Below are 12,208 nucleotides of genomic sequence, written 5' to 3' on the forward strand. Positions count from 1 at the left end.
CTCCTTTTTTATTTGAGAAATTATATATAGAAAATTTACAAAATAAAAATATAATTGAAACATTTATTTAGTATTGTAAACAACAATAGGAGGAAAATATGATAAATTTTGCCCACAGAGGGTTTAAAGGAAAATATCCAGAAAATACTATGTTAGCTTTTAAAAAGGCAATAGAAGCTGGTGCTGATGGTATAGAATTTGATGTTCATTTATCAAAAGATGGTGAACTTGTAATAATTCACGATGAATTTTTAGATAGAACAAGCGATGGTGAAGGCTTAGTTAGTGAAAAAACTTTAAAAGAACTAAAAAAACTAAATGCATCAAAACTATATCCAGCCTGTGATATTCAAAAAATACCCACTTTAAAAGAATACTTTGACTTTGCAAAGGATAAAGAGATTATTACAAATATAGAATTAAAAACTTCTATAATAGACTATCCATGTATAGAGCAAAAAGTTTATGAACTTATAAAGGAATATGATTTAGCAGAAAATATTGTAATATCATCTTTTAACCATAACTCTTTAGTAAGATTTAAAAATATTGATGCAAAAATCAAATGTGGTGTTTTAGAATCATCTAGACTTTATAAACCATGGGATTATGTAAAAAAATTAGGCATGGAATATTTTCATCCAATGAATTTTGTAGTGAATGAAGAAATAGCAGAAAAATTTGCAGAAAATAATATAGGACTCAACATATGGTTTGGTAAGGCAGATTATGATTATAGTAAATATCTATCCTTAAAACCAACAGGCTTTATAACTGATTATCCTGATAAAATCTGTGGAATTTTAAAATAGCACATATTAGCTATGATTTTTTATTTGTTAAATATATGTAAAATTTATATAAATTTTAAAAATAGCTTGATTATAGATTTGTTTTAGAAAATTGGCATACTTTGTAAAAAAATCCAAAAAAAATATTTTCTGAAATTTACCAAAGTATTACAAATTTTATAAATTTATTTTATATATTCTTCATAAAATATACTTACATTAGATTTTAGGAGGAAGTATGTTCAATACTAAAAAAATATTTGGCTTAGCTTTGTCAATGTCAATGTTACTAACTTTTACAGCTTGTGGTGCTAATAACAATCAAAGTACAACAGATAATCAACCAGCTCAAACAGAATCTTCAAACTCAGACAATAAAACAGAAGAAAACAGTGATGCTCCAGCAAACAATCAAGCAAAAGATGAAAAAACATCAGAAAATACAAAGGATGGTAAAATTCACCTTACTTATTGGTATGCATGGAAAGATAAAATCGGTGAATCTAAAGAAGAATTGGTAAAACAATTTAACGAATCTCAAGATAAAATTGTAGTGGATGCAGAATACCAAGGTTCATACGATGACCTTGCAAGCAAAACTCAAGCTGCAAAAGCTGCTAACAATGCTCCAGAAATATTTGAAGTAGAAATTGCAAATATGTACACAATGGCAAAGGGTGGTATGATTGAAAATTTATCACCATTTGTAGATGATGAAGTAGACATAGATGACTTTAATGAAGGTCTTATGCACGAAGCATACATAGATGATAATCTTTATGGATTACCTTTCTACAGATCAACTCCAATTATGTATAAGAATGTAAGCATGCTTAAAGAAGCAGGTCTTGACCCAGAAGGACCAAAAGATTGGAAAGAATTTAAAGAATATTCTGAAAAATTAAGAGATAAAGATAAGAGCAAATACGCTCTTACTTACCAATTAGACCCATGGTTTTTAGAAGCTTGGGTATACTCATCTGATGGATTTTATGCTAAAGATGGAAAAATCGGCTTTGACCAAGAAGGCACAAAAGCTCCAGCAAGGTTTTTACAAGAATTAGCAGATGAAGATTTAATCAAAATTGCTCTAGGAGAACAAGCTGGTGAAACATGTAGGCAAGACTTTGTAAACCAAAACTCAGCTTTCTACTTTACATCAACAGCTAACTTAACAGAACTTATGCCACTTGCAAAAGAAAATGGCTTTGACTTAGATGTTTCATTTGTACCAGGAAATAAACACTACGCAGTACCAACTGGTGGATGTAATATAGTAATGACAAGTGGTCTTGATAAAGAAAAACAAGAAGCTACTTGGGAATTCCTTAAATTTATGACAGCAACTGAACAAAACGTATTTGCTTCAGAATATACAGGCTACCTACCAACAAGATATTCTTCAATAGAAAGTGACAAAATCAAAAAACTTCATGAAGAAACTCCACAATATAAGGTTGCCTTTGACCAACTTGAATATGCTGAGGCTAGACCAATTGCAAAAGGTTGGCCAGAAATGGAAAAAATGCTTTATGAAGGTGTAACAAATACTACAACTCAAGGTGCAGATGTAGACCAAGTTTATGATAACCTTCAAAATCAAGCACAATCAATCTTATCATTTTAGTTAGGATAAAAAATGGCAAGTGTAAAACTAGAACACATATATAAAAAATACGACGGCAATGAAAAGTATTCTGTCGAGGATGTATCTATATACATTCCTGACGGAGCTTTTGCTGTTTTTGTAGGACCATCCGGATGTGGAAAGTCCACTACTTTAAGAATGATAGCAGGACTTGAAGATATTTCAGATGGAAATATTTACATAGGAGATAGACTGGTAAATAATGTAGCTCCTGGAGATAGAAGAGTAGCTATGGTTTTTCAAAACTATGCTCTTTATCCTACAATGACAGTTAGAGAAAATATAGAATTTGGACTTATAAATAACAAAGTACCAAAAGAAGAAAGAAACAGACTTATTAGCGAAATAAGTCAAATAGTTTCTTTAGATGAATATATGGATAGACGTCCATCAAATCTTTCTGGTGGGCAAAGGCAAAGAGTGGCTTTAGCACGTGCTATGGTCAAAAAACCAGATATATTTATCTTAGATGAGCCTTTAAGCAACCTTGATGCAAAACTTAGGGTGCAAATGAGAACAGAGCTTAAGAAAATTCACGAAAAGCTTGGCACAACTTTCATTTATGTAACCCATGACCAAGTAGAAGCTATGAGTATGGGAACACAAATTATTGTTATGAGCAATGGTCATGTCATGCAGGATTCAAAACCTAGCGATATTTACAATAATCCCGCAAACGTATTTACTGCTAAGTTCATAGGCTCTCCACCTATGAACATTATAGAATTAAACGAGGATACCAAAAAATATTATGAGCCTACTAACTCTGCTATAAAATATTTAGGATTTAGACCAGAGGATGCAAATATTGTAGAAAAGCCGCAATATCAAGATTCTCTATGTTTTCTTACAAAAGTAATAAATATAGAAGCTTTGGGATCAGAAACTATATATAGTTTAGAAAATAATTTGGGAACTTTTCAAGTAAAGTCCTATAAAAAAGAGATTATCAATAAAGATGAATTAATCATAGAAGTAAAAAAAGAATATATAAAATGTTTTGATCAAAATCAAGATTTATTAATTAATGATAATAAATCAAAAGATTTAGATAAAATAAAAGAAGATAAAGAAGGGGGAAGTAAGTTTGAACGTAGCAATCAAGAAAAAGCAGTCAACGCAAGAACCTATAGCTCAAACTAGGAAAAAGGCTAATCCTTATTTGATGATTGCTCCTGCTATGGTAGTATTTATTTTATTTTCCTTTATTCCTATACTTTATATGATTTATCTCTCATTTCATGATTGGAATTTCATATCACCAGATATGAATTTTGTAGGTTTAAATAATTTTAAACATCTTTTGGCAGATCCTAGATTTGCTCAAACCATGAGAAATACCTTTCTCTATACTGTTCTTACAGTAGTAGGTTTTATAATTTTAGGATTACTAATTGCTCTAGCTTTAAATAAAAATACCAAGGTACACTCTTTTATGCAAAGTGTAGTATTTGCTCCTCATATCATATCTTTAGTATCTATATCTATGCTTTGGTTATGGTTAATGGATTATGATTATGGTCTTTTTAATTATTTATTAGGAAAAATCGGTGCGGGTCCTGTAAGTTTTCTTACAAATCCTGATATAGTTATGTATTCACTAGCAGCCGTTAGTATTTGGAAGGGAGTAGGTTATTATTCACTCATATTCTTATCAGGCTTACAAGCAATCCCTGATGATATCTATGAAGCAGCTGCCTTAGATAATACACCTTGGCATAGAAAACTTTTTAAGATCACTTTACCTATGCTTTCTCCTACTGTATTTTTTATAGGCATTACAAGTATTATAGCTAGTTTTAAAGTTTTTGAAACAATAAGTATAATGACCCAAGGTGGGCCAATGAATGCTTCAAATACTATAGTTTACTATATTTATGAAACAGGATTTAAGTTCTTTAATATGGGGCTTTCGTCAGCTGCAGGAGTGATATTATTTGTTGTAATAGCTATTCTTACTTTTATTTACTTTAAGCTTATGGCTAAAAAAGTGTACTACAACTAAGGAGAATTTATGCAACAAGAAAGTATTTTAAGAAAAATATTAAGAATTATAGCTTTAGTATTAGTTTCAGTTATTTTTCTAGGTCCGTTTTTGTGGATGGTTTTTACATCTTTTAAGCCTTTAGCTGAAGCTTTAAGATTGCCTCCAACTTTTTTTCCAGAAACTTGGCTGCCACAAAATTATGTAGATGCCTGGAATTCTGGACCATTTTTACATTATACAAAAAACTCTATCATAGTTACTTTATCAGTGGTAGCCTTACAATTACTAACCATAATCCCTGCAAGCTATGCCTTTGCAAAAATGGATTTTAGGGGCAAGAATATATTATTCTCATTGATACTTGTAACAATGATGATCCCAGCTCAACTAATATTTTTACCAGTATATCTTATGTTTTCTAAGGTAAATTTAATTAATACTTACTGGTCACTTATATTGCCATGGGCTAGTTCTGCTTTTGGGATATTTTTACTTCGTCAAAGATTTATGCAAATACCAGATGAAATTATAGAAGCAGCAGTTTTGGACAATACTCCAACTTGGAAAATAATATTTAAAATTATGCTTCCCCAAGCAAAAGGAACTGTAGTAACAATTGCGCTTTTAAATTTTATTTCTACATGGAATGATTATTTTTGGCCCTTAGTTATGACAAGCAATGACAATGTAAGGACACTTCCTCTAGGAGTTTCTATGTTAAAATCAACCCTAGATGGTGTACATTGGAATACTGTTATGGCAGGAAATGTTATTTTGATATTACCAATAGTAATTATCTATATATTTGCTCAAAGAGAAATTATTAAAGCCTTTACCTATAGTGGAATCAAATAGGAGATATTATGAATAAAACACCCCTTATAGTTATATCTTTAGATGCTCTTGGATATTGTGATGAAGACATTTATTCAAATTTACCATTTTTAAAAGAGATGATAGAAAAAGGTACATGGATAAGAAAAATAGAATCTATATATCCAACCCTTACTTATCCCATTCACTCAACGGTGGTTACTGGTAGGTATCCAATAGATCATGGAGTTGATAATAATCTTTTACTTCAACCTCAAAGAGAAGTAATGGATTGGTACTGGGACCACAACTATATATCTGGAGATACTATATTTAAAAATGCTCACAAAAAAGGATATACAATTGCATCCTTTTCTTGGCCTGTTTCTGGAGAAATGGAAATAGAATACAATGTACCAGAAGTATGGACTTATGAAGAAAAAGACTTTTATGAACATTTAAAAGAAAAAGGAAGTGCGGAATTTGTAGAAGAACTTTTTAATAAGCTTGGTAAATTTAATAGAGATGCTAGTCAAAAGGTAAAAGATGAGTGGATGGCAAATGCTACTGCCTATACATTTGAAAAATATGAGCCAGATATTAGCTTTCTTCACCTGATAGACGTAGACCATCAAAAACATGTCTATGGTTCAAATCATTTCGCAACAAAAGATGCAATAAAAGAATTAGATGATAGGCTTAAACAAATGTTTGAGAAAATTTCTAAAGTAAAAAACTTAGATGAAATAAATATTATGCTGTTAAGTGACCATTCTCAACTAGATACAGCTTATCCAATTAGATTAAACAAGCTTTTGGCAGATATGGGCCTAGTAAATGTAAATGATGACGGAACGGTAAGGGAAGATTGGCAAGCATATTTTTTAACATGCGGAGGATCAACCGCTCTTTATATCAAAGAAGATAATCCAGAAATGGTAGATGAAATCAAAGAAAAAATAGTCAGCCTAGATATAGAAGGTATAGATAAAATCTTTGATAAAGAAGATATAGAAAAATTAGGTGCTAGCAATAGGGCGAAGTTATGGATAGAAGCAAAAGAAGGCTATGTATTTGATGCAGATGCTAGAGATTTTATAGTAAGTCGTGACCAAGTAGCAGGGCCAAGAGGAAACCATGGATTTTTGCCGACAAAAGAAAAAAATATGGCTATAGGTATATTTAGAGGACCAGCCTTTAAAGAAAACTATATAATAGAAAAAGAAAAAATTATAGATATAGCACCTACAATAAATAAAATATACAATTTAAATATGAAAAATATGACCGGAAAAATTATAGAAGATTGTTTGAAGTAGAATATAGTTTCCATATAATATAAGCTGACTTAAATAAAATGTATTAAGTCAGTTTTTTTGTGCAAATCTTTTTGTATTATAAATAGATAGGAAATAAAAGTAAACATAAATTATAAAAAAATTTAAATAAGCCTTGACAGATATAAAAATTCCTAGTATCATTAATATCACCACGTCGAAAGCGAATGAAAATTAAGTTTGACATAAACTTTTGATGGTGCTATAATATAAAAATACCACATCTGCTATAAAGTCGATTTATAGCAAAAAAAATAAAAAAATGCAAAAAACATTTGACAAGCATTTTTGGATATGGTATTATATATATTGTCGTTGAGAAATGACGCGATGAACCAGATAAGTTAAACCTTATCTACAAGTAAATAGTAATTAAACTTAAAGCAATTAATTTGAGTAACCAAAACCAACTTTTATTAATATAATGAAAGTTAAAATGATTCCAATCTATTTATATATAGATAGGATACTTTAAATCACGCATTGATTATTAAGATCAGTGTAAATGAAAAGAGCTTGAATCAAAAAGCTTTTATGAACAAAAGATAAACTACATTAGTAAAATGTAGAAAAATATTTTTCATGAGAGTTTGATCCTGGCTCAGGATTAACGCTGGCGGCGTGCATAACACATGCAAGTCGAACGATGAAACTTAAATGATTTCTTCGGAATGAACTTAAGTGGATTAGTGGCGGACGGGTGAGTAACGCGTGAGTAACCTGCCTTACACAAGGGGATAGCCGTTGGAAACGACGAATAATACCCTATGAAACTATCACTTCGCATGAAGCGATAGTCAAAGTGTTAGCGGTGTAAGATGGACTTGCGTCTGATTAGCTAGTTGGTGAGAAAAAAGCCCACCAAGGCAACGATCAGTAGCCGGCTTGAGAGAGTGTACGGCCACATTGGGACTGAGACACGGCCCAGACTCCTACGGGAGGCAGCAGTGGGGAATTTTGCACAATGGGGGAAACCCTGATGCAGCGACGCCGCGTGATTTAGAAGGCCTTCGGGTTGTAAAAATCTTTTGTATAGGAAGAAAATGACAGTACTATACGAATAAGGTCCGGCTAATTACGTGCCAGCAGCCGCGGTAATACGTAAGGACCGAGCGTTGTCCGGAATCATTGGGCGTAAAGGGTACGTAGGCGGGTCATTAAGTTAGAAGTCAAAGGCTATAGCTCAACTATAGTAAGCTTCTAAAACTGGAGACCTTGAGTAATGGAAGGGAAAGTGGAATTCCTAGTGTAGCGGTGGAATGCGCAGATATTAGGAGGAATACCGGTGGCGAAGGCGACTTTCTGGCCATTAACTGACGCTGAGGTACGAAAGCGTGGGTAGCAAACAGGATTAGATACCCTGGTAGTCCACGCCGTAAACGATGAGTGTTAGGTGTCTGGAGTAAATCTGGGTGCCGCAGCTAACGCATTAAACACTCCGCCTGGGGAGTACGCACGCAAGTGTGAAACTCAAAGGAATTGACGGGGACCCGCACAAGCAGCGGAGCATGTGGTTTAATTCGAAGCAACGCGAAGAACCTTACCAAGTCTTGACATATTTTGGAAGCACTTAGAGATAAGTGCCTATATCTTCGGATAACTGAAATACAGGTGGTGCATGGTTGTCGTCAGCTCGTGTCGTGAGATGTTGGGTTAAGTCCCATAACGAGCGCAACCCCTATGGCTAGTTACCATCATTAAGTTGGGGACTCTAGCAATACTGCCGGTGACAAACCGGAGGAAGGTGGGGATGACGTCAAATCATCATGCCCTTTATGACTTGGGCTACACACGTGCTACAATGGCAGGTACAGAGGGCAGCAAGACAGCGATGTTAAGCAAAACTCAAAAAGCCTGTCCCAGTTCGGATTGCACTCTGCAACTCGAGTGCATGAAGTTGGAGTTGCTAGTAATCGTGGATCAGAATGCCACGGTGAATGCGTTCCCGGGTCTTGTACACACCGCCCGTCACACCATGGAAGTTGGCAATACCCGAAGCCTGTGAGCTAACCTTTTGGGAGCAGCAGTCGAAGGTAGGGTCAGTAACTGGGGTGAAGTCGTAACAAGGTAGCCGTATCGGAAGGTGCGGCTGGATCACCTCCTTTCTAAGGAAGCCCGGCCTGGTGGGTGGAAAATACGAAAGTATTTTTCATCCGAGACAGAAGTTTTGCAAAAGCAAAACAATGGCTCGGACGTCTCAAACATTACATTATTAAAGTAAAAAAGACACCAATCAGGCACGGAAAGAGAATGATACGTTATTCTCTTTCATTTAGAAACACTTGTTACTCAAATTAATAGTTTAATTATGTTTATTGTAAATGAACCACTCACAAAAGTGAGTAAAAAATTAAATAGCAAACAATATTTCCAGTCAAGAAGAAAAGGGCACAAGGTGGATGCCTTGGCACATGAAGACTAAGAAGGACGTAAGTGAACGAAAACTAGGGTAAGCTCACAAAAAGCAAAGACCCCTAGGTCTCCGAATGGGGAAACCCGGCTGTGGAAGACACAGTCATCATAAAGTAAATACATAGCTTTATGAAGTAAGACCCTGCGAACTGAAACATCTAAGTAGCAGGAGGAAAAGAAAGAAAACTCGATTTTCCAAGTAGCGGCGAGCGAACAGAAAACAGCCCAACCCAGTAAGAAATATATTTTTTAGTTAAATCATTTGGGAAGATGAACCAAAGAAAGTGACAGTCTTGTAAACAAAAGAAAATATATTGTGGGGGCAAGTAGCAGTGAACACGAGAAATTTGCTGTGAAGATAGGGGGACCATCCCCTAAGGCTAAATACTAACATGTGACCGATAGCGAACAAGTACCGTGAGGGAAAGGTGAAAAGAACCCCGAAAGGGGAGTGAAAAAGAACCTGAAACCTTGAGCCTACAAGCAGACAGAGGGCAAGAGCCTGATGTCGTACCTTTTGTAGAATGGGCCAGCGAGTTATCATATATAGCAAGGTTAAATCTTTAAGAGATGAAGCCTTAGCGAAAGCGAGTCTTAATAGGGCGAAAGTTAGATATGATAGACCCGAAACCGGGTGATCTATCCATGGTCAGAGTGAAGGTGAAGTAAAATTCACTGGAGGCTCGAACCGGGTGCGGTTTAAAACGCATCGGATGAACTGTGGATAGGGGCGAAAAACCAAACGAACCCGGAGATAGCTGGTTCTCCTCGAAATAGCTTTAGGGCTAGCCTATGACCAAAGATTTAAGGAGGTAGAGCACTGACTGGCCTAGGGCGGCTAACCGTACCAAAGCCTATCAAACTCCGAATGCCAAAAAATCAAGTCATGGAGTCAGACTTAGAGGGATAAGCTCCTAAGTCGAAAGGGAAACAGCCCAGACCGACAGCTAAGGTCCCAAAATCTGAATTAAGTGGAAAAGGATGTGAACCTACTAAGACAACCAGGACGTTGGCTTAGAAGCAGCCATACATTTAAAGAATGCGTAATAGCTCACTGGTCAAGTGGGTTTGCGCCGAAAATAAACGGGGCTAAAATTCAGTACCGAAGCTTCGGATTGATAGAGAATTTAAAATTGCTCAATCAACTCTAGAACAAACATAAAAAGAGAAGAAAAGGTAAAACTTAGACGGAAATATTACAATACAATCAAGATAAAACGAGTTATTCAAAATTTACGCAAATATCAAACACTAAGATAAAGGTAAGTTGTAAATAACTACGATTATCACCGAAAACAATCGCATATATTAATATATGTAACTGGTTTAAAATATAGTCGGCACTTTGACAAATCTAAGATTTGAAACAGTGCGACATTTGACCTACTAACAAATCAAAGATTTGAGTTAGGTCAAGAAAACGTCAAAGTATTTACCAGCAATTTTAAATACTCTATCAGTGGTAGAGGAGCATTGTATTAGGGAAGAAGCCCAAGCGAAAGCAGGCGTGGACTTAATACAAGAGAGAATGCTGGCATGAGTAGCGAGAAGGAGTGTGGGAATCACTCCCGTCGAAACCCTAAGGACTCCTGAGCAAGGCTCGTCCCCTCAGGGAAAGTCGGGACCTAAGGCGAGGCCAAAAGGCGTAGCCGATGGATAACAGGTCTATATTCCTGTACCGCTTAAAGTCGCTATAGAGAAGTGATGACGCAAGAGGATAAGCTAAGCTGCCCGATGGAAGGCAGTCTAAGCACAAAGGCCGATTAGTAGGCAAATCCGCTAATCATAAAGCTGATGTGTGATAGGTATCGAAAACATGAGTAGAGAAGTAGCCGATTTCAAATTGCCAAGAAAAGTCACTATCAATGACCAAAGCGCCCGTACCAAAACCGACACAGGTAGGGAGGTAGAGAATACCAAGACGCGCGGAAGAACCTTTGTTAAGGAACTCGGCAAAATGTCCCCGTAACTTCGGGAGAAGGGGAGCCAGAGCGATCTGGCCACAGAAACCAGGCCCAAGCGACTGTTTACCAAAAACACAAGTTTCTGCAAAATCGTAAGATGAAGTATAGGAGCTGACACCTGCCCGGTGCTGGAAGGTTAAGGGGAAGGCTTAGCAAACGCGAAGGCTAGAACTTAAGCCCCAGTAAACGGCGGCCGTAACTATAACGGTCCTAAGGTAGCGAAATTCCTTGTCGGGTAAGTTCCGACCCGCACGAAAGGTGTAACGATTTGGGCACTGTCTCAACAAAGGATCCGGTGAAATTGTAGTAGTCGTGAAGATGCGACTTACCCACGCTAGGACGGAAAGACCCCGTGGAGCTTTACTGTAGGCTGATATTGGATTTTGAGATTAGATGTACAGGATAGTTGGGAGGCATTGATCCGTGCACGCCAGTGTGCGAGGAGCCAAGCTTGGGATACCAACCCTCTAATATCAAAATTCTAACATTGACCCTTAATCAGGGCAAAGGACATTGTCAGTTGGGCAGTTTGACTGGGGCGGTCGCCTCCCAAAAAGTAACGGAGGCGTTCAAAGGTTCGCTCAGAATGGACGGAAACCATTCGCAGAGTACAAAGGCATAAGCGAGCTTAACTGCGAGAGAAACAGCTCAAGCAGAGTAGAAATACGGACTTAGTGATCCGGTGGCACCGCATGGAAGGGCCATCGCTCAACGGATAAAAGCTACCCCGGGGATAACAGGCTTATCTCCCCCAAGAGTCCACATCGACGGGGAGGTTTGGCACCTCGATGTCGGCTCGTCTCATCCTGGGGCTGAAGTAGGTCCCAAGGGTTGGGCTGTTCGCCCATTAAAGAGGCACGCGAGCTGGGTTCAGAACGTCGTGAGACAGTTCGGTCCCTATCCAGCGTGGGCGTAAGAAATTTGCGAGGACCTGTCCTTAGTACGAGAGGACCGGGATGGACATACCACTGGTGTACCAGTTGTTCCGCCAGGAGCATAGCTGGGTAGCTAAGTATGGAATTGATAAGTACTGAAAGCATCTAAGTACGAAACAACCCTCAAGATAAGATTTCTAAAAGTACGTAAAGAAAATACGTTAGATAGGTCCAAGGTGTAAGTGCAGTAATGCATTAAGCTAATGGATACTAAACTTTAAATCTTGACTGGAAATATTGTCTGCTATTTATAGGTTCATAAATACCAACCTAAACTTTAAAATTGGCAGGTCGGCTTCAGAACGAAATCAGTCCTATAGC

Annotated in this window: 6 protein-coding genes and 2 rRNA genes; all 8 read left to right on the forward strand. The window is 36.6% G+C overall.

What is annotated here, in order from left to right; all coding sequences use genetic code 11:
- Positions 1–98: 98 nt before the first annotated feature.
- On the forward strand, positions 99–812 hold the full coding sequence (locus DY249_RS08250) for a glycerophosphodiester phosphodiesterase (protein ID WP_115595837.1): 714 nt from the start codon (positions 99–101) through the stop codon (positions 810–812).
- A 217-nt stretch (positions 813–1,029) separates the two neighbouring features.
- Positions 1,030–2,418, forward strand: coding sequence for an ABC transporter substrate-binding protein (locus DY249_RS08255; RefSeq protein WP_101539801.1), 1,389 nt, complete (start codon positions 1,030–1,032; stop codon positions 2,416–2,418).
- A gap of 12 nt (positions 2,419–2,430) precedes the next feature.
- Positions 2,431–3,582, forward strand: a complete 1,152-nt coding sequence (locus DY249_RS08260) for an ABC transporter ATP-binding protein (protein WP_115595838.1) — start codon at positions 2,431–2,433, stop codon at positions 3,580–3,582.
- A complete protein-coding gene (locus DY249_RS08265; protein ID WP_218565050.1) occupies positions 3,527–4,444 on the forward strand; it encodes a carbohydrate ABC transporter permease in 918 nt (305 codons plus the stop codon). The genes DY249_RS08260 and DY249_RS08265 overlap by 56 nt, the downstream gene beginning before the upstream one ends.
- A gap of 9 nt (positions 4,445–4,453) precedes the next feature.
- Positions 4,454–5,281 carry a carbohydrate ABC transporter permease gene (locus DY249_RS08270; protein WP_115595839.1) on the forward strand — a complete coding sequence of 276 codons (828 nt, stop codon included), beginning with the start codon at positions 4,454–4,456 and terminating at the stop codon, positions 5,279–5,281.
- Between the two features lie 8 nt (positions 5,282–5,289).
- Positions 5,290–6,558 (forward strand): alkaline phosphatase family protein, encoded by a 1,269-nt coding sequence (locus DY249_RS08275; RefSeq protein WP_115595840.1) that lies wholly within the window; start codon positions 5,290–5,292, stop codon positions 6,556–6,558.
- A gap of 596 nt (positions 6,559–7,154) precedes the next feature.
- Positions 7,155–8,681, forward strand: a 16S ribosomal RNA gene (locus DY249_RS08280).
- A 267-nt stretch (positions 8,682–8,948) separates the two neighbouring features.
- Positions 8,949–12,119 (forward strand): 23S ribosomal RNA (locus DY249_RS08285).
- Together the 16S and 23S rRNA genes form the textbook arrangement of a ribosomal RNA operon.
- Positions 12,120–12,208: the final 89 nt, after the last annotated feature.

Origin of the sequence: Anaerococcus octavius (assembly GCF_900445265.1) — a bacterium.
Lineage (GTDB): Bacteria > Bacillota > Clostridia > Tissierellales > Peptoniphilaceae > Anaerococcus > Anaerococcus octavius.

What these genes read in the sequence shown, in the direction of transcription:
- DY249_RS08270 (WP_115595839.1), top strand. Translation starts at nt 4,454, where the DNA reads ATGCAACAAGAAAGTATTTTAAGAAAAATATTAAGAATTATAGCTTTA.
- DY249_RS08250 (WP_115595837.1), top strand. Translation starts at nt 99, where the DNA reads ATGATAAATTTTGCCCACAGAGGGTTTAAAGGAAAATATCCAGAAAAT.
- DY249_RS08275 (WP_115595840.1), top strand. Translation starts at nt 5,290, where the DNA reads ATGAATAAAACACCCCTTATAGTTATATCTTTAGATGCTCTTGGATAT.
- DY249_RS08255 (WP_101539801.1), top strand. Translation starts at nt 1,030, where the DNA reads ATGTTCAATACTAAAAAAATATTTGGCTTAGCTTTGTCAATGTCAATG.
- DY249_RS08260 (WP_115595838.1), top strand. Translation starts at nt 2,431, where the DNA reads ATGGCAAGTGTAAAACTAGAACACATATATAAAAAATACGACGGCAAT.